Source organism: Marilutibacter spongiae, assembly GCF_014145325.1.
Classification (GTDB): domain Bacteria; phylum Pseudomonadota; class Gammaproteobacteria; order Xanthomonadales; family Xanthomonadaceae; genus Marilutibacter; species Marilutibacter spongiae.
In genome coordinates, this window is sequence record NZ_JACHTF010000010.1 from 96,782 (window position 1) to 115,757 (window position 18,976).

Sequence of the window (18,976 nt, forward strand, 5' to 3'; positions counted from 1 at the left end):
CGCGCGGGGGGCTCCCCCCCCCCGCGTGTCGGCCGGGGCGACGCGTCCGTCGCCCCCGGCCCCTGCCCCAACCCCGTTCGCCCTGGCCGTGCGTTCACCCCTCCACAACCCGTGAAGGAGGTGCAGCATGGCCCACGCATTCCCCACAGGCGCGACGCGCGCCACCCGACCTGCCGCGACGCAGGGCCTGCGGCCCGACGCCACCCGCGTGCTGGCCCAGGCCGGCGTGATCGTCGTCCATGCCGCCGCCCTGATGATGCTGCTCACCCCGGCGCGGATCAGCCTCCCGGAGGCGCCGGACCGGGAAATGACGGTCCTCCTCCCGCCCACGCTGCACCAGCCGCCACCGCCGGTCGCCGTGACCCCGCGGGTACCCGATCGCGTGCCGGTCGCCCCGGCACCGGTGCCGCGGCAGCCGGCGCCGATCGTGGCCGCCGACGAAACGCCGTTCGACCTGCCCGCGCTGCCGGAAACGGCGGCCGGCGATGCGTCCCCGGACATGGACGCCGGACCGTCGATCGACAGCGCACCCGACCTGTCGCCGATGACGGGCGCGAGCCTGGCCTACGCCGACGCCCCCGCCCCGCGCTATCCGCCCCGGGCGGTGCGCGAGGGTCGCAGCGGCACGGTCCTGCTCGACATCACCGTCGGCACCGATGGCAAGCCCCTGGAGGTGAGCATCGCCCGCAGCAGCGGGCACCGCGACCTGGACCAGGCCGCACTGCGGCAGGTGCTTCGCCACTGGCGCTTCCAGCCCGCGATGCGCGATGGCCATGCCGTCGTCGCGATCGGCCGGGTCCCGGTGGACTTCAAGCTGTAGGCACGCCGGGGGGCGGCGCGCGCGCTGCCCCTCAGGCCCGGTGGTAGGGGTGGTTGGCGAGCATCGCCGCCGCCCGGTACAACTGCTCGGCGACCACCAGCCGCACGAGCATGTGCGGCAGGGTCGCGGCACCCAGCGACCAGCTTTCGTCCGCCTGCGCCAGCACCTCCGGGGCGTGGCCTTCCGGGCCGCCGATCAGGAACGCGAGGTCCCGCCCCTGTCCGCGCCAGTGCTCCAGGCGCTGCGACAGTTGTTCGGAACTCCAGGGCTTGCCGCGGCCGTCCAGGGTCACCACCCATGCCTGCCGGGGCAGTGCGGCGAGCACGCGGCCGCCTTCGTCCTGCATCGCGCGGGCCGCATCGCGGTTCTTGCCGCGCAGGCCCGGGGCGACTTCGGCCAGTTCCAGCGGCAGCCAGTGCGACAGGCGCTTGCGGTATTCCTCGAAGCCCTCGGCCACCCAGGCCGGGGGGCGTTCGCCGACGGCGATCAGTCTTGCCTTCATGCGGCCATGGTAGCGGCCCGCGGTCACGGATCGGAACTTTGCAACCCAGGCGTCATCCGGGCGTTATCCAGCCCACGCAGCATCGGGCACTCCCCCGCCCCAGCCCCGCAGGAGTTCCCCGATGCAAGACGCAGATCTCTCCCGCCGCCAGGTCCTCAAGGGCAGCGCCGCCGCGATGGCGGTTGGCGCCATTGGCAGCCTCGGCGCGCTGCAGTCCCGCCAGGCCCAGGCCCACGGTCGCCGCGATCCGGTGCAGATGGCCCCGGTCCCGAGCCCCTTCGGCCGCCTCGCGCCCGTCGCCGACCTGACCACCGGCCTGCCCCTGCTGCAGCTGCCGCGCGGCTTCAGCTACCGCTCCTTCGGCTGGAGCGGCGACGCCATGGCCGACGGCCAGGCCTGCCCCGACCGCCATGACGGCATGGCCGTCGTACGCGCCTATCCCCAGGGCTGCCCCGGCTTCCCCGGCCGTGGGCGCGGCCACGCCAGTGGGCGCGGTCGCGGCCGCCGCCCGGCACCGGAACTCGTGCTGGTGCGCAACCACGAACGCGGCGCGGTCTCGCCGATCCAGGCCCCGGGCATGTACGACACCGGCGACCTCGGCGGCGGGCAGCGCGCGGGCGGTGGCACCACCAACCTGCTGTGGCGCGAGGGCGAATGGGTCGACATGGCCCCGAGCCTGGGCGGCACCCTGGTCAACTGCGCCGGCGGCCTCACCCCGTGGGGCACTTGGCTGAGCTGCGAGGAGATCAAGACCGACCAGCAGTCCAGCGAAGGCAAGAAGCACGGCTACGTGTTCGAGGTGCACCCGGAAGCCGAGCGCACCACCGGGCGGCCGCTGGTGGGCCTGGGCCGCTTCAGCCATGAGGCGGTGGCGGTGGACCCGCGCACCGGCATCGTTTACCTGACCGAGGACGACCGCAACAAGGCCGGCCTGTACCGCTTCGTCCCCAACGACCGTTTCGGCCGCCCGGGTTCGCTGGAGAACGGCGGCCGCCTGCAGGCAGCGCGGGTGCGGCGGCGTCCCAACGCCGACCTCACCGTGGCCGCGGTGGGCGACCGCTACCTGCTCGAGTGGGTGGACATCGCCGAACCCGACCTGGGGGCGATCGCGGCGCCATCGGGCTATCCCGACATCGGCACGGGCGAGACGCTGAGCGGGCCATTCGCGCAGGGATGGGCCGAGGGCGGCCTGCGCATGAGCCGCGGCGAGGGCATCTGGTATGCCCACGGCAAGATGTTCATCGTCGACACCGCGACCGGCGTCGACGCCCAAGGCCGCCGCGGTCGCGGTCGCGGCGCGGTATGGGTACTGGACCTCTACAGCCAGCAGCTCACCGCGCTGTACGTCAGCGGCGACCAGCTCGCCGGCAACAACCCGGACAACATCACCGTCAGCCCGCGTGGCGGCGTGGTCCTGTGCGAGGACGGCGGCGAGAGTCCGGACGAGTACGGCCCGGGTGCGCGCCTGCTCGGCCTCAACCGTCGCGGCGAAGCCTGGTACCTGTGCAAGAACAACGTCGAACTGACCGACGCGCAGATCGCCGGCGCCGGCAAGCAGATCCCCGAGGGCGACTACCGCGGCAGCGAGTTCTGCGGCGCCTGCTGGGATCCCGTCGGCCGCACGCTGTTCGTGAACATCCAGACCCCGGGCATCACCCTGGCCATCACCGGCCCGTGGTGGTTCGGCGGGCTCTGATGGCGGACGCCGCACCGTCACGCGCCGTATGTGCACGAACGAGAACGGCGCCCCGGGGGGCGCCGTTCTCATGTGATCCGGGACCGGCGGGCGCGGTCCCCGCACCGCCTACTGCGCCTGTTCGGCCTCCTCGGCCTCGTCGTCGCCCGGCGGCTGGTCGCCCACCGTCCACAGGCGCTCGAGCGCATAGAACTCGCGCACGCGCGGCAGCATCACGTGGACGATGACGTCGGCGAGGTCGACGAGCACCCATTCGGCTTCGCGCTCGCCTTCCACGCCCAGCGGCATGACGCCCAGGCCCTTGGCGAACTTGACCACCTCGTCGGCGATCGACTTGACGTGGCGCGTCGAGGTGCCCGACACGACCACCATGTAGTCGGTGACGCTGCTCTTGCCGCGCACGTCGATCTCGACGGCGTCCTTGCCCTTGAGCTCCTCGATCGCGGAGCGGACGGCGCCAAGCAGTTTGTCGACGGACGGCGGCGGATCGGGAAGGCGGGTCTTGATGACGTGGGCTTGGTTGCTCAAGTGGTCGGCTCTGGAACGATTCGGGGGACTTGGCCGCGATTATACCTGCTGGGAGGACGCGCCCGGCGTCGCGCGCGACGCCGGTTCAGCTTCCGCGCCGTACAGGCGATGCCGGCGGATATAGGCGGCGACGCCGGGCGGCACCTGCGCCTCCCAGTGGCCGCCCTGGACGATGGCGCGGCGGATCGCACTCGCCGAATGCGGGTGCAAGGGCTGGTCCAGCCGCAGCACGCGCCCGGCCGGACTTGCGCGCAAGGCCTCCACCGAATCCACCCAGCGGCCCGCCGAGGCCGCACGCAAGGCCTCCGGCAGCGCGCCGTCGAGGCCTGCGCCGGGGCGCTCGGCGACCATGAAATGCGCCAGGCCGAACAGGGCCTGCCACTCCTTCCAGCCCGGCAGGCCGAGGAAGCTGTCGGCCCCCAGCAGCAGGACCACCGGACGCTGCCCGCCGAGCTGCCCGCGCAGGCCGCGCAGGGTATCGACCGACCAGGAGCGACCGTCGCGCTCGAGTTCGCGGCGGTCCACCTCCATGCCGGGCTCGCCGTCGACGGCGATGTCGAGCATGCGCGCCCGGTGCAGGGCGCTCGCCCCAGGTGGCGCGCGGTGGGGCGGATCGGCGGCCGGCATCAGGCGCACGGTGGCGCCGAGCGCGTCCCGCCCGCTGCGGGCGATCGCCAGATGACCGAGATGGACCGGATCGAAGGTACCGCCGTAGATCAGCCAGGGGTCCATGCGCGCCCTCAGACGGGCGTGGCGACCAGCAGCCGCACGGCTTTCGCATCGGCGACGGCCAACAGCAGGCGCTCCAGACCCAGCCAGGGGTCGCCCGGGGCCCGGCCCTTGACCATGCGGTCGACCTTGCCGGCCACGCCAACGAAGGCCTCCCAGCGCGGCGCGGCGTGCCGCTGCAGCGCCCGGCGGTAGACCGACTGCTTGGAGTCCCAGATCCGCTGGGCCTTGAACTCGGCCGACAGGTTGCCGCCGCTGGCGGACACGCGCGCCAACGCGGCGGCGCGCTGCAGCTCCATCACCACCATGCCCATCAGCGCGGGTACCGCCGCCCCCTCGGCGCGCAACCCGGCCAGCATCCGCGAGACCAGGGCGGGCTGGCCGTTCATGGCCGCGTCGAGCAGGCGGAACACGTCGTAGCGGGCGGCATCGGCCACCAGCGACTGCATGCGCGCCACGTCCAGTGGTGCGTCGTCGCCCCGGGCCAGCAGGGCCAGCTTCTCGATCTCCTGTGCGGCGGCGAGCAGGTTGCCCTCGACCCGGTCGGCCAGCAGCTGCACGGCATCGCGGTCGGCGACCAGCCCATGCCCGCGCAGGCGGCGCTCGATCCACTCCGGCAGTTCGTGAGGCTTGGTCGCCCAGGCGATGGCGACGTGCCCCACCCGGCCGATGGCGTCGCTCCACTTGCCGGCGTGCTTCTTGCTCCACTCGCCTGCGGTGACCAGCAGGACCACGTCGGCGGCGGGCGCCGCGCAGAAGTCGGCGATGACCGCCGACCCGTCCTTGCCCGGCTTGCCGGTCGGCAGTCGCAGTTCGACCAGGCGACGGCTCGCGAACAGGCTGGGCGCGTTGAACGTGGCTTCCAGGCGCGCCCAGTCGGGCTCGCGCTGGTTACCCTCGGCTTCGAACACCTCGCGCTCGTCGATGCCCTGGGCGCGCGCCGCGGCGCGTACCGCGTCGGCGGCCTCGAGGACCCGCAGGGGTTCCGGGCCGGCGATCAGGTAGGCCGGCCTGAGGGGCTCGGATTCGAGCCGGGCCGCCAATTGCTCCGGCTTGAGTTCCACCGCTTCAGCCGCCTTCGTCGCCGCTCTCGGCGGGCGGAACGGGCTCGGTGGCTCCGGTGGGCTCGACCTGCGGCGTCGCGGCCGCTGCCGCGTCGGCAGGAGCCCCGGTGCCGTCCACCGCCACCGGCGCGGCGGGAATCAGCGCGCCCGGTTCGCGGCGGGCCACGGCGTCGATGCGGCGCAGGATCGACGCGGCCATCTCGCGCCGAAGTTCCTTGACCAGGATGTCGCGCTCGCCCTCGGTGCCGACGGAGTTGGTGGGCACCGAGATGTAGTCGCGCGAGAGCTCGACGGCCTGGCGCGGCACCAGCACGGTGCCGTCGGCCGAGCGCACCTCGAAGATCGTCGCGTAGCGCAGGCTGTATTCCTGGGCGCGGCCGAAGGCGTCGACGCTGATCGGGGTGTCGCCCCAGCGCTCGGCCACCAGGTCGAGCACGGCGGTGTCGGTCTGGTCGGGCAGCGCGAGTTCGGCGCCGGCCCGCTCGATCGAGCGCGACAGGCTCTCGGCCAGCGGACTGTAGCGATCGGCCGAGACCACCCGCACCGGACCGAGGTTGGGCGGCAGGACGAGCGCGTTGCGCAGATGGAAGCCGCAGCCCGAAAGGGCCAGCACGAGGACGACAACAAGGAGGCGTAGGGTCATTCGCGAAGTCTGGACGAGGCCGGCAACCGCGGCAAGCCACCGCCGTTCAGCCAGCGGTGGCGGAAACGCCTCAATTGGCGACGATGTTGACGATCTTGCCCGGCACCACGATGACCTTGCGCACGCTCAGGCCCTCCAGGTGCTGGGCGACGTGGGGTTCGGCCAGGGCCTGGCGCTCGGCGTCCTCCTTCGTGGCGCCGGCAGGGAGCTCGATCGTGCCGCGCAGCTTGCCGTTGACCTGCACCGCCAGCTTGACCGAATCGCGCACCAGGGCGGACGGATCGACCACCGGGAAGGGCACGTCCTCGACCAGCGCTTCGCCATGGCCCAGCACCTGCCACAGGGCATGGCTGACGTGCGGGGTGACCGGGTTGAGCATCAGCACCATCGCTTCGAGCACCTCGTGGCGCACCGCGCGACCCTGGTCGCCCATGTCGTCGAACTTCGCGACCGCGTTGAGCAGCTCCATCAACGCCGCGATCGCGGTGTTGAAGCTGTGCCGCCGGCCATAGTCGTCGCCGACCTTCTGGATGGCCTCGTGCAGCTGGCGACGCAGCGCCTTCTGGCGCCCGTCGAGCGCGGCCACGTCGACCCCGGGATGGTCGGGCTGGGCGGCATGGGTCACGACTTCGCGCCAGAACCGGCGCAGGAACCGCGCCATGCCCTCGACGCCCGCCTCGTTCCATTCCAGCGACTGCTCGGGCGGCGCGGCGAACATCGAGAACAGGCGCACGGTGTCGGCGCCGTACTTGCCGACCATCTCGCGCGGGTCGACGCCGTTGTTCTTCGACTTCGACATCTTCTCGGTGCCGCCGATCTCCACCGGCTGGCCGTCGGACTTCAGCGTCGCGCCGGTCACGCGGCCCTTGTCGTCGCGCACGACCTCGACGTCGGCGGGATTGATCCAGTCCTTGCTGCCGTCCGAGTTGGCGCGGAAGTAGGTATCGGCGATCACCATGCCCTGGGTGAGCAGCCTGCGCACCGGTTCGTCGCTGTCGACCAGGCCCTGGTCGCGCATGAGCCGGTGGTAGAAGCGGAAATACAGCAGGTGCAGGATCGCGTGCTCGATGCCGCCGATGTACTGGTCGATCGGCATCCAGTAATTGGCGCGCGCGTCCACCATGTCGGCCGCGCCGGGGCTGGTGTAGCGGTGCATGTACCAGCTCGACTCCATGAAGGTGTCGAAGGTGTCGGTCTCGCGCTCGGCCGGGCCACCGCACGTCGGGCAGGTGGTCCTGCGCCACTCGGGGTCGGACTTGATCGGCGAGGCGACACCGCTGAACTCCACGTCCTCGGGCAACAGCACCGGCAACTGGTCCTCGGGCACCGGCACGTCGCCGCAGGCGGCGCACAGGATCACCGGGATCGGACAGCCCCAGTAGCGCTGGCGGCTGACGCCCCAGTCGCGCAGGCGGAAGTTGACCCGGCGCCGGCCGATGCCGGCCGCCTCGAAGCGGCTGGCCAGCGCATCGAGCGCCTGGTCGAAGTCCATGCCGTCGAACTCGCCGGAATTGACCAGCCAGCCGCGCTCGGTCCAGGCGCCGTCCTCGTCGATGGCGCGGACGAAGTCCTGCACCACCTGCACGGCCGCGCCGGTGTCGTACACGTCGATCGCGGCGCCGGTCCCCAGGGCCGCGGCCATGGCGTCGTCGTGCTTCTCGATGTGGCGCTCGATCTCCTCGAGCGCGTCGCGCACCGCCGCCGACGCGATCACCGCGCGGATCGGCAGGCCATAGCGCTTGGCGAACTCCCAGTCGCGCTGGTCGTGGCCCGGCACGGCCATCACCGCGCCGGTGCCGTAGCCCATCAGCACGAAGTTGGCGACATACACCGGCACTTCCTCGCCGGTGACCGGATGCACCGCGCGCAGGCCGGTGTACATGCCGCGCTTTTCCTGGGTCTCCAGTTCCGCCTCGGACACGCCGCCCTGGCGCAGCTCGGCGATGAAGTCGGCCAGCGCGGGGTTGCCCGCGGCGGCATGCGTGGCCAGCGGATGCTCGGCGGCGACCGACAGGAAGGTGACGCCCATGAGGGTGTCGGGGCGCGTGGTGTAGACCTCCACGGGCGCCACCGGCGCACCGTCCTCGTCGACCACGTCGAAGCGGATCTCCAGGCCTTCGCTGCGCCCGATCCAGTTGCGCTGCATGGTCTTGACCGCCTCGGGCCAGCCGTCGAGCGTGTCCAGTCCGTCCAGCAGCTCCTGCGCGTAGTCGGTGATCTTCAGGAACCACTGCGGGATCTCGCGCTTTTCCACCAGCGCGCCGGTGCGCCAGCCACGCCCGTCGATCACCTGCTCGTTGGCCAGCACGGTCTGGTCGACCGGATCCCAGTTGACGACCGAGTTCTTGCGGTAGGCCAGGCCCTGCTTCATCAGCCGCACGAACATGCGCTGCTCATGCACGTAGTAGTCGGGCTGGCAGGTCGCGAACTCGCGCGACCAGTCGATCGCATAGCCCATCTGCTGCAGCTGCGCCTTCATGTGCGCGATGTTGGCGTAGGTCCACTTGGCCGGCGCGGTGCGGTTCTTGATCGCGGCGTTCTCCGCCGGCAGGCCGAAGGCGTCCCAGCCCATCGGCTGCAGCACGTTGTGTCCGGTCATGCGCTTGAAGCGGCTGATGACGTCGCTGATCGTGTAGTTGCGCACGTGCCCCATGTGCAGCGCGCCGGACGGGTACGGCAGCATCGACAGACAGTAGTACTTGGGCCTGGCGGACTGTTCGTCCACCTCGAAGGCACGGGTGTCGGTCCAGTAGCGGCGGGCGGCGTCCTCGATGGACTGCGGTTCGTACGGACGGATCTCGCTGGCGGCTTCGCTGGACACGGCGGGGGACTTCGAACTGGGGACCGGAAAGCCTACCGCAGCGCAGCATGCGCCGCCACGGGCAGGCGCACCGCCGCTGGCCCTGCGACGGAGCGGGACCGGCGTCTCTGGACTTGGCCGGGACCGGGGGCCATCCTGCCCCCTGGCCTGGGGAGGGCCTTCGCGGCGATGCCGCCTGCGTCGCGTACTTCCCCGGCGACCCGTCCAATGCTGGGGGATACCCGACCGATGCGCACCTTTGCCCTGCTCGCCCTGCTTTCGCCCCTCTGCCTCGCCACGGCGCAGGCCGCCCCGCCTCCCGCGCCGACGGCCCTGCACTGCGGCCGGTTGTTCGACGCGCGCAGCGGCAAAGTGTTGGGACCGCACACGCTGCTGGTCCGGGACGGCCGGATCGAGCGCATCGTCAGCGGCGGCAATGCCGACGTGGCCGGGGTCGCGTCGATCGACCTGCGCGACCGCACCTGCAGCCCGGGCTGGACCGACCTGCACGTGCACATCTACGACCAGTCCAGCCCGCAGACCTACTCGGAGGGTTTCCGCCTCGACCCGGTCGACTACGCCTACCGCTCGGTCGGCTACGCGAAGAAGACGCTGCGCGCGGGCTTCACCAGCGTGCGCGACCTCGGCGGCGAGGTCACCCCGCACCTGCGCGACGCGATCAACCAGGGGCTGGTCGACGGACCGCGCATCTGGGCCGCGGGCACCGCGATCGGCACCACCGGCGGCCATGCCGACCCGACCAATGGCTACAACCACGCCCTCTCGCACCTGATCGGGCCACCCGGCCCCACCGAGGGCGTGATCAACTCGGTCGACGATGCGCGCCAGGCCGTGCGCCAGCGCTACAAGGAAGGCAGCGACGTCATCAAGATCACCGCCACCGGCGGCGTGCTCTCGTACGCGAAGTCCGGCGACGCCCCGCAGTTCACCGTCGAGGAGATCCGCGCGGTGGTCGACACCGCGAAGGACTACGGCTACCGCGTCGCCGCGCACGCGCATGGCGAGGAAGGCATGTACCGCGCGGTCGAGGGGGGCGTGACCAGCATCGAGCACGGCACCTACATGAGCGACCGGGTGATGAAGCTCATGAAGGAAAAGGGCACCTGGTACGTCCCGACGATCTACGCCGGGCGCTTCGTCGCCGACAAGGCCAAGCTGGACGGCTATTTCCCCGAGGTCGTGCGTCCCAAGGCCGCGCGCATCGGCGCCCTGATCCAGGACACCGCGGCCAAGGCCTACCGCAACGGCGTCCGGATCGCGTTCGGCACCGACATGGGCGTCGGCCCGCACGGCGACAACGCACGCGAGTTCATCTACATGGTCGAGGCCGGCATCCCGCCGGCGGTCGCGCTGCAGGCCGCGACGGTCCGTGCCGCCGAAGTGCTGGGCGTCGACGACCAGGGGGTGCTGGAGCCGGGCAAGCGCGCCGACGTGATCGCGATGCCGGGCAACCCGGTCGAGGACATCAACGCCGTCATGGCCGTGGACTTCGTGATGAAGGACGGCCGCGTCCATCGTCGCCCGGGCGACGACGCGGACGCAGAGTGATGGACGGCGAGTGGTTCGGCTACGCCGCGGCCACCCTGACCACGGTCGCGTTCGTGCCGCAGGCGCTCAAGACGATCCGCAGCCGCGATACCCATAGCCTCTCGCTGGGCATGTACGTGGTGTTCACCGTCGGCATCGGCTTCTGGCTGGCCTACGGGATCCACCTGGGCTCGTGGCCGATGATCGCATGCAACACCCTGACCCTGGGCCTGGCCGGCACGATCCTGGCGATGAAGCTGCGCTACGGCTGACGCGCGCGCACCGCGGCGGTCGCGGTCGCGGCAAGGCAGGCGAACCACAGCACGAAGGCCAGGCGCTGGGCGGCGCCGACCGGCACCAGCCCCGGCAACAGCAGGGCGGTGGCCGGCACCAGCAGCGCCGCCAGCGCCAGCGGCCAGCGCAAGCGGCGCAGGCCGGGCACCCCGCCGACCCCCGACGCCAGCATCAGCGCCCCCGGGGCGAATGCCATCCACCACAAGGACCAGGCCGCGGCGTGGTGCCGGTTGGCCGCGGCCGCCACGCTCGATGCGTCCAGCGCGAACACGCCCATCGCCGCGAAGGCCAGTGCCGACAGCAGCCACAGCGCCAGCCCCAGCCGAAGCGGCCAGGCCGCGCTGTCGCGGCCGCTGCGCAACACGAACATGGCCGTGGCCAGCAGCAACCCGGGTACCACGAAGGCCGACAGGTTGAAGGCCAGGGAGCGGACATCGCCGCCTGCCCCGAGCAGGGCGGGTGCGTGCCGCAAGTGCGAATAGCCATCGAGCGTGGCGCCGAAGCCCGCCAGTGCCAGCACGAACAGGGCCATCGCCGCCCATGCCATGCGATGCGCGTGTCGAACCATGGGATGTCTCCAGGTGAAAAATCCGCCCCGCCGGGCAAGGCCCGCCGATCCGGCATAACCGGCCACCGGCGCGGGAGGGCGATAATCTACACCCCCTGCCCCGCGACACGCCGGGATTGGAATGCGCCGTCGCCGCCTCCATGTCGGACGCAACGCTCACCGGAAGCCGCCATGAACCCCGACACGACCGCCCCCGCCCATGTCTTCGACGCCACCACCGAGGCCTTCGAGGCCGACGTCCTGCAGAAGTCGTTGCAGACACCGGTCCTGATCGACTTCTGGGCCGAGTGGTGCGGCCCGTGCAAGACCCTCGGCCCCATCCTCGAGAAGCTCGCCGAGGCGTACAACGGCGCCTTCCTGCTGGCCAAGGTCGACGTCGACAAGGAACAGCAATTGGCGGCGGCCTTCCAGGTGCGTTCGATCCCGACCCTGTTCCTGGTCAAGGGCGGCCAGGTGGTGGATGCCGTGCCCGGCGCACTGACCGAGGGCCAGATGCGCGAATTCCTCGCCCACCACGGCATCGAGCCGGCCGCACCCACGCTGGAGGGCATCCCCGCCGCGCCCGCGGACGACGTCGAGGCCGCGCCCGTCGACCCGCAGGCGGAGGTCGCGCGGCTGCGGGGCGAAGTCGCCGCGCAACCCGACCAGGAGGCGCTCAAGCTCGACCTGGCCCTGGCCCTGCTGCGCGCAGGCGATACCGTGGAGGCCGAAGGCCTGCTCGACGGACTGCCGGCCAACCTGTCGACCGACGACCGGGCCGTGAATGCGCGTGCCCGCCTGGGCTTCGCCGCTACCGTCAAGGATTCACCGCCGGCCGAGGCGCTGCGGGCGGCGATCGAGGCCGATCCGGCCGACCTGAAGGCACGCCACCTGCTCGGGACGCGCCTGCTTGTCGCCGGCGACGCCGAGGCCGCGCTGGAACAGTTCATCGAGATGCTGGCCCGCGACCGCGACTTCGACGGCGGCCTGCCGCGCAAGGCCCTGATCGACGCCTTCCGCGTCATCGACGACGCCGCCCTCGTCGGCCGCTACCGCCGCCGGATGTCTTCGCTGCTGTTCTGACAGGCGGGGAATCGGGACGCGGGGAATCGGGAAGCGGGAAGCGTGGCGCGGCTTTGACAATACGCCACCGTATGGCAATCTGATGGCCCGCCTCGCCCGTCCTTCCCGATGAACGCCCGCCTGCTCCGCCACGTCCTCAATCTCTGGCCGCCGTTCCTGTTCAGCGGCGTCCACGTGCGCGCCATCGACGCCGACTACCGCCACGCCTCGGTAGAGCTGCGCCTGCGCCCGTGGAACCGCAACTACGTCGGCACGCACTTCGGCGGCAGCCTGTTCGCGATGACCGATCCGTTCTGGATGTTGTTGGCGATGAACGCCCTGGGGCGCGACTACATCGTCTGGGACAAGGCCGGCGAGATCGAATTCGTCAAACCCGGGCGCAGCCACGTGCAGGCACGCTTCGACCTCGACCAGGCCACCGTGCAGGCCCTGCGCGACGCCACCGCTGGCGGCGACAAGCTGTTGCACTGGTTCGACACCGACGTCGTCGACGACACCGGCGACGTCGTTGCCCGTGTGCGCAAGCAGTTGTACATCCGCCGCAAGAAGCGCGCGCGTCCCGCGGCCTGACACCATGAAGCCGCCCGCAAACGGGGCGAATATTCGAATGGCGCACTGATCGAACTTGATCACCATCGCAGTTCAAGACCACGCCCCCCTTCGACTGAACAGGGGACCCCTCCATGCGCGCCCAGCGCGCATCGTTGGAGGTATGCTCGACGTCTCGCAACAGGGGGCGGGGCATGTCGTCGCACGTAGCCAGCACTGAAATCGGTTCGGTCCCGTTCCCGGAAATCCAGGGCTACCGGCTGCTGCGCGTGCTCAACCACGGTTCCGCGTCCACGGTCTACCTGGGCGAGCAGGAATCGCTTGCGCGCGAAGTCGCGATCAAGGTCATGCTGCCGCAGGCGCTCAGCGACGAAGTCAGCCGCAGGCGCTTCGAGAACGAAGTCCGCACCATCGCCCGGCTCGAGCATCCGCACGTCGTCACCATCCACGAGGTCGGCCGGACCAAGGGTGGCCTGCCCTACTACGCGATGCCCTACATGCCGCGCGGCCACCTGGGCCAGCGCAGCTTCCGCAAGCAGGTGGCCGTCGGCGACGAACGCCGGGTGCTCGAGATCGTCCGCGCCCTGCTCTCGGCCCTTGAGTACGCGCACGGCCATGGCGTGGTCCACCGCGACGTCAAGGCCGAGAACGTCCTGTTCGACGACTCCGACCGCCCGCTGCTGGCCGATTTCGGCATCGCGCTGCGGCGAGGTTATGGCCCGCGCGTCACCGCCACCGGCATGGCGGTCGGCAGCACCGCCTACATGGCGCCCGAGCAGGCGCGCGGCGAGGACGTCGACGGCCGCGCCGACCTCTACAGCCTGGCGGTGCTGTTGTGGGAACTGCTGACCGGCGCCTTGCCGTACCAGGCCTCCGATGCGCTCTCGATGGCGGTCATGCACGCCAAGGACCCCATCCCCAAGCTGCCGATGCGCCTGCGCCACTGGCAGCGTTTCATGAACCGCGCGCTCGCCAAGGCGCCGTCCGCGCGTTTCCAGGACGTTGCCCAGATGCGCGATGCGATCGAACGCGTGCAGACGCGCAGCGCGGTGCCGGGCGCCGCCGTCCTCCACGGCATCGGCGAGGCCTTCCGCCGGCATCGCGTGGCCCTGGCCGCCGGTGCCGCGGCGCTGGTGGTGGTGGTGGCGCTCGCGGGCCTGCTGCGCGACGGGGGCGACGGTTTCTTCGTCGCCGAAAAGCCGGTCGAAGCCGCGCCGCCACCGCCCGACCCCACCGAGTCGATGCTGCGACCGCTGCCGGAGGCGCCGATCCAGGTCGCGCTGGAAAGTGCGCGGCGCCAGCTCGACGCCCGCAACCTGACCGCGCCCGAGGGCGACAACGCCCATGCCACCCTGCTCGCGGCCTGGCGCCTGGAGCCGGACAACACCAACGTGCACGGGCTGCTGGGCGAGCTCGACGGCGCCTTGTCGGCCGAACTGCTCGACCACCTGCAGGCCGGTCGTTTCGAACGCGCCCGCGACTACCAGCAGCGGCTGGCGGAACTGGAAAGCGAAACCGGCGCGCTCGACGTCGCCGCCGCGCGCAAGCGGCAGCAGCGGGTGGCGGGCGCCCTGGACCGGCACGTGACCGAAGCGGTGGAGCGCAACGACCGCCCGACCGCGCGTCGCGTGGCCGCCCTCGCACCGGACTTCGACCTGCCGCGCAGCGAGTCGGCGCGCCTGCTCGCGCTCGCCGAGGCGCCCGTCGAGGACAGCGCCGGCGAGACCGTCGCGGACGCGGGTGGCGGCCATCGCATCGAACACCAGCCGGTGACGGTGGCCGACTACACCCGCTTCGCCGAGGCCACCGGCCGCAAGCCCGCCCTGTGCCGCGAGCGTGCGTCCCTGCTGCGCGTGCTCGACCCGCGCAACTTCAAGGACCCCGGCTTCAGCCAGGACCCGGGCGCACCCGTGGTCTGCGTGTCCATGGCCGACGCCGAGGCCTACGCACGCTGGCTGGGTCGCCGCGATGGCCACCAGTACCGGCTGCCGACCGTGCAGGAATCGGCGACGCGCGCGGCCTCCGTGCCTGGCGGACGCGCGCTGTCGCTGTGGCAGCGCGATTGCGGAAAGGACTGCAACCAGCGCCAGGTCCGGGGGGCGTCCTGGCGCAGCGATCGCGGCGAACGCCTGCTGCAGTCGGACCGCGGCTACGACGACGTCGGCTTCCGCCTGACCCGCGCCGACTGAGGTCCCGCGTCCGCGCCGTACTCCGCGGCGGTCGCCGCACGTACAATCCGCGGATGCGCCTCCAGACCCTGCAACGCCTGTTCCTCACCGGCCTGCTCACCCTGCTGCCCCTGTGGCTGACCTGGGTGGTGGTGAAGTTCGTCTTCGTCCTGCTGACCGACGTCAGCAAGCCCCTGGTCGGGCCGGTCCTGGCCCGGGTCGCCGCGTCCGCGCCGCAGACCCTGGGCTGGATGGACGACCCGTGGGTGATCACGGTGCTCGCCCTGTTGGCCACCCTTGGCGTCATCCTGCTGTCGGGGGTGATGGCGCGCCGCGTGTTCGGCCAGCGGATGCTGCGCTGGGTGGAGTCGCTGATACAGCGCGTCCCGTTCGCCAGCACCATCTACGGCAGCGCGCGCAAGCTGCTCGACATCCTGCAGACCAAGCCCGACGGCACCCAGCGCGTGGTCCTGGTCGACTTCCCGCACACCGAGATGAAGTCGATCGGCTTCGTCACCCGCGTCCTCAGGGAACAGGGGACGGGGCGCGAGCTGGCGGCGGTGTACGTCCCCACCACGCCCAATCCCACGTCCGGCTATCTGGAGATCGTGCCGGTCGAGAAGATCACGCCGACCGACTGGACCGTCGACCAGGCGATGAGCTTCATCATCTCCGGTGGGGCCGTCTCGCCCGAGTCCATTCCCTTCAGTCCGCCGCCGGCCGCGCCCCCTGCAGCGGCCCAGGGAGCGACCGGCCCGTGACGCGGCCCGTGCTGGAGGACCGCGCCACGCGACTGTTCATCGTGCTGGCGGCGTTCTTCTGCGCCAATGCGCTGTTGGCGGAGTTCATCGGGGTCAAGATTTTCGCACTCGAGGACACCCTGGGCATCGCGCCGCTGCAGTGGAACCTGTTCGGGCAGACCGGCTCGCTGAGCTTCACCGCCGGCACCCTGCTCTGGCCGGTGGTGTTCCTGATGACGGACGTCATCAATGAATTCTTCGGTCGTCGCGGGGTCCGTTTCATCTCCTGGCTGGCGGTCGGGCTGATCTGCTACGGCTTCCTCTTCGCCTTCGCCGCGATCGCGCTGGCCCCGGCCGAATGGTGGGTGGCCGCGGCCCGGTCGCAAGGCGTGGAGGACTACCAGGCCGCGTTCGCCGCGGTCTTCGGCCAGGGGCTGTGGACCATCGCCGGATCCCTGGTGGCCTTCCTGCTCGGCCAGCTGATCGACGTGGCGGTCTTCCATCGCATCCGCCGCGCGACCGGCGAGCGCTGGGTCTGGCTGCGCGCCACCGGTTCGACCGCGGTATCGCAGCTGGTGGACAGCTTCGTGGTGCTCTACATCGCCTTCGTGCTGGGGCCGCAGAAATGGCCGACCTCGCTGTTCATGGCGGTGAGCACGATCAACTACGCCTACAAGATGCTCGCGGCCATCGCGATGATCCCGCTGATCTACCTGCTGCGCGCGGGCATCATCGGCTACCTGGGCCGGGAGCGCGCCGACCGGCTTCGCGAGCACGCCAGCGCCTGAGCGCGGCGGCGAAGCGCGCCGCCATGACCATCGGCCCATGTCCTTTGGCCCGCCATGCAATGATGCTGGGGCGTTGCGCGGGCCAGGACGGCGACGCGCCCACGGCCCGGAAGGATCGCAGGCCGCGCACCCACCCCCTCCACGAGGAGCTCCAGATGACCCTGCCCCGCCTTGCCCGGACCCCGTTGACCGCCGCCCTGGCCGTCGCGATCGCTTTCACTGGCCTGGCCCTGGCGCCGGCCCAGGCCGCCCACGCGCAGGCCGCCCTGCCGCTGTCGGCGGCGATGGCGACCGATGCCGCGAAGGCCGCCCGGCTCGATGCGCTCTACGAGCAGTACTGGGAGGAGTCGCTGGAACTCAACCCGCTCTCGGCGACGTTCCAGGGCGATCCGCGTTACAACGACCGCCTGCCGAACTTCCTGTCCGCGGACTACCGCCAGAAGTCCCACGATTTCACCACGCGCTGGCTCAAGACCATCGAGGACATCGGGCCGGAAGGCCTCGACGGGCAGGACCTGATCAGCTACGAGATGTTCGTGCGCGACCAGAAGAACGAACTCGCCGGCGAGCAGTTCCCCGGCTGGCAGCAGCCGATCAACCAGTTCTACAACCTCGCGGCGATGGCCGTGCAGCTCGGCTCGGGCACCGGCGCGCAGCCCTTCAAGACCGTCGAGGACTACGACAACTGGACCAGGCGCGCCTCGCAGGTGCCGGTGCTGTTCGACCAGGCCATCGCCAACATGAAGGTCGGCGTGGAGAACGGCGTCGTGCAGCCGCGCGCGCTGATGGAGAAAGTGGTCCCGCAGCTCGACGCGCTGATCAAGGACGATCCCACCCAGACCCTGTTCTGGGGTCCCATCAAGAACATGCCCGAGTCCTTCAGCGAAGCCGACCGCACGCGCCTCACCGCCGAGTACAAGGCACTGATCGCCGACACCCTGATGCCGGCCTACGGCGAGCTGCGCAGCTACATCGTCGACGACTACATGCCGCACACCCGCGACAGCGCCGGCATGGACGCGCTGCCGAACGGCGCCGCGTGGTACGCCTTCAACGCCCGCCAGCGCACCACCACCGACCTGACCCCGGCCCAGATCCACGAGATCGGCCTGTCGGAGGTCAAGCGCATCCATGGCGAGATCCTGGAGGTGATGAAGGAGGTGGGCTTCAAGGGTTCGCTGCAGGACTTCTTCCGCTTCATGCAGGACGACCCGCGCTTCAGCTTCGAGACCGAGGACGCGCTGCTGGCCTACTACCGTGGGCTCGAGGACAAGATCGACGCGCACGTCCCCAAGCTGTTCTCGCTCACGCCGAAGGCACCGTTCGAGATCCGCCCGGTCGAGCCCTTCCGCGCGCAGTCGGCCGCCGGCGGCTCGTACATGAGCCCGAGCGAGGACGGCACGCGCCCGGGCATCTTCTACGTCAATACCTACGACCTGCCGACCCGCAAGACCTGGGACGCTGAGGACCTGTACCTGCACGAGGCCATCCCCGGCCACCACTTCCAGCTGGCGCTCCAGCAGGAGCTGACCAACCTGCCGAAGTTCCGCCGCTTCGGCGGCGAAACCGCCTTCACCGAGGGCTGGGGTCTCTATGCCGAGTCGCTGGGCAAGGACCTGGGCGTCTACACCGACCCCTACAATTATTTCGGTTACCTGCAGAACGAGTTGTGGCGCGCCATCCGCCTGGTCGTCGACACCGGCCTGCACAGCAAGGGCTGGACCCGCGAGCAGGTGATCAAGTACATGCTCGACAACTCCGCCGAGAGCGAAACCCAGTCCACCGCCGAAGCCGAGCGCTACATGGCCATCCCGGGCCAGGCGCTGGCTTACAAGATCGGCGAGCTGAAGATCAAGGAACTGCGCGCACGCGCGGAGAAGGCCCTGGGGGATCGCTTCGACATCCGCGAGTTCCATGCCGAAGTACTGAAGGACGGCTCGGTGCCGCTGGAAGTCCTGGAAGGCAAGATCGACCGCTGGATCGCCGCCAGGCAGGGATGATCCCTGCGCGGACGGCCCTTTCGAGGCAAAAAAGAGCCGGCATCGCGCCGGCTTTTTTTTGGGTCCTGTTCCAACTGAGTGGAGAACGGCGCATCGCTCCTCCGGGCTACGCGCCCTGCCCACCCTATGAGGCCGGGGTAGAGGCAGCACCGTAGGATGGGTAGCGCGAAGCAAAACCCATCGTGCGTCTTGCGTGAAATACCGCGACGGTGGGTTTCGCCTTTGGCTCTACCCACCCTACGAGGCGGGATGAGAGGCAGACCCGTAGGATGGGTAGCGCGAAGCAAAACCCATCGTCCGTCGTGCGTGAAATAACGCGACGGTGGGTTTCGCCTTTGGCTCTACCCACCCTACGAGGCAAGGTGAGAGGCAGCGCCGTAGGATGGGTGGCGCGAAGCAAAACCCATCGTCCGTCGTGCGTGAAATACCGCGACGGTGGGTTTCGCCTTTGGCTCTACCCACCCTACGAGGCGGGAT

General features: G+C 70.7%; 17 protein-coding genes. 10 read left to right on the forward strand and 7 right to left on the reverse strand.

Going from position 1 to position 18,976, the window contains the following annotated elements:
• Positions 1-127: 127 nt before the first annotated feature.
• Entirely contained in the window at positions 128-820 is a 693-nt protein-coding gene (locus H4F98_RS10425) for an energy transducer TonB (RefSeq protein WP_182687427.1), read from the forward strand.
• Positions 821-851: 31 nt separating this feature from the next.
• On the opposite strand, the gene rlmH is transcribed toward H4F98_RS10425, so the two are convergent.
• A complete protein-coding gene (rlmH, locus tag H4F98_RS10430) occupies positions 852-1,322 on the reverse strand; it encodes a 23S rRNA (pseudouridine(1915)-N(3))-methyltransferase RlmH (RefSeq protein ID WP_182687429.1) in 471 nt (156 codons plus the stop codon).
• Between the two features lie 121 nt (positions 1,323-1,443).
• Between rlmH and H4F98_RS10435 the strand changes: the two genes are divergently transcribed.
• The gene (locus H4F98_RS10435) at positions 1,444-3,018 is read left to right on the forward strand and encodes an alkaline phosphatase PhoX (RefSeq protein ID WP_182687431.1); all 1,575 of its coding nucleotides are present in this window, start codon (positions 1,444-1,446) and stop codon (positions 3,016-3,018) included.
• 108 nt (positions 3,019-3,126) lie between these two features.
• Here the strand turns inward: H4F98_RS10435 and rsfS are convergent, their stop codons facing one another.
• From rsfS to leuS, 5 genes are all read right to left on the reverse strand, one after another.
• Positions 3,127-3,546 (reverse strand): ribosome silencing factor, encoded by a 420-nt coding sequence (gene rsfS, locus H4F98_RS10440; protein ID WP_182687433.1) that lies wholly within the window; start codon positions 3,544-3,546, stop codon positions 3,127-3,129.
• Positions 3,547-3,585: 39 nt separating this feature from the next.
• Positions 3,586-4,278 carry a nicotinate-nucleotide adenylyltransferase gene (gene nadD, locus H4F98_RS10445; protein ID WP_182687435.1) on the reverse strand — a complete coding sequence of 231 codons (693 nt, stop codon included), beginning with the start codon at positions 4,276-4,278 and terminating at the stop codon, positions 3,586-3,588.
• A gap of 8 nt (positions 4,279-4,286) precedes the next feature.
• On the reverse strand, positions 4,287-5,339 hold the full coding sequence (gene holA / locus H4F98_RS10450; protein WP_182687437.1) for a DNA polymerase III subunit delta: 1,053 nt from the start codon (positions 5,337-5,339) through the stop codon (positions 4,287-4,289).
• A 4-nt stretch (positions 5,340-5,343) separates the two neighbouring features.
• Positions 5,344-5,982: an LPS-assembly lipoprotein LptE gene (locus H4F98_RS10455; protein ID WP_182687439.1), complete on the reverse strand. Its 639-nt coding sequence runs from the start codon at positions 5,980-5,982 to the stop codon at positions 5,344-5,346.
• Between the two features lie 70 nt (positions 5,983-6,052).
• Positions 6,053-8,779 (reverse strand): leucine--tRNA ligase, encoded by a 2,727-nt coding sequence (gene leuS, locus H4F98_RS10460; protein ID WP_425487598.1) that lies wholly within the window; start codon positions 8,777-8,779, stop codon positions 6,053-6,055.
• A 252-nt stretch (positions 8,780-9,031) separates the two neighbouring features.
• Here leuS and H4F98_RS10465 point away from each other — a divergent pair, with 252 nt between their 5' ends.
• Positions 9,032-10,351: a metal-dependent hydrolase family protein gene (locus H4F98_RS10465; RefSeq protein WP_182687443.1), complete on the forward strand. Its 1,320-nt coding sequence runs from the start codon at positions 9,032-9,034 to the stop codon at positions 10,349-10,351.
• Positions 10,351-10,602, forward strand: a complete 252-nt coding sequence (locus H4F98_RS10470; protein WP_141518773.1) for a SemiSWEET transporter — start codon at positions 10,351-10,353, stop codon at positions 10,600-10,602. The genes H4F98_RS10465 and H4F98_RS10470 overlap by 1 nt, the downstream gene beginning before the upstream one ends.
• Here H4F98_RS10470 and H4F98_RS10475 read toward each other — a convergent pair.
• Entirely contained in the window at positions 10,593-11,192 is a 600-nt protein-coding gene (locus H4F98_RS10475; RefSeq protein ID WP_182687445.1) for a DUF998 domain-containing protein, read from the reverse strand. The genes H4F98_RS10470 and H4F98_RS10475 overlap by 10 nt on opposite strands.
• 171 nt (positions 11,193-11,363) lie before the next feature.
• Between H4F98_RS10475 and trxA the strand changes: the two genes are divergently transcribed.
• From trxA to H4F98_RS10505, 6 genes are all read left to right on the forward strand, one after another.
• A complete protein-coding gene (trxA, locus tag H4F98_RS10480) occupies positions 11,364-12,254 on the forward strand; it encodes a thioredoxin (RefSeq protein WP_182687447.1) in 891 nt (296 codons plus the stop codon).
• A 108-nt stretch (positions 12,255-12,362) separates the two neighbouring features.
• Complete coding sequence (locus tag H4F98_RS10485; RefSeq protein WP_182687450.1) at positions 12,363-12,824, forward strand: DUF4442 domain-containing protein; 462 nt, start codon at positions 12,363-12,365, stop codon at positions 12,822-12,824.
• Between the two features lie 173 nt (positions 12,825-12,997).
• The gene (locus H4F98_RS10490; protein ID WP_182687452.1) at positions 12,998-14,992 is read left to right on the forward strand and encodes a bifunctional serine/threonine-protein kinase/formylglycine-generating enzyme family protein; all 1,995 of its coding nucleotides are present in this window, start codon (positions 12,998-13,000) and stop codon (positions 14,990-14,992) included.
• 53 nt (positions 14,993-15,045) lie between these two features.
• Positions 15,046-15,732: a DUF502 domain-containing protein gene (locus H4F98_RS10495; protein WP_182687454.1), complete on the forward strand. Its 687-nt coding sequence runs from the start codon at positions 15,046-15,048 to the stop codon at positions 15,730-15,732.
• Positions 15,729-16,499, forward strand: coding sequence for a queuosine precursor transporter (locus H4F98_RS10500; RefSeq protein WP_182687456.1), 771 nt, complete (start codon positions 15,729-15,731; stop codon positions 16,497-16,499). The genes H4F98_RS10495 and H4F98_RS10500 overlap by 4 nt, the downstream gene beginning before the upstream one ends.
• A gap of 155 nt (positions 16,500-16,654) precedes the next feature.
• A complete protein-coding gene (locus H4F98_RS10505) occupies positions 16,655-18,499 on the forward strand; it encodes a DUF885 domain-containing protein (RefSeq protein WP_246373092.1) in 1,845 nt (614 codons plus the stop codon).
• Positions 18,500-18,976: the final 477 nt, after the last annotated feature.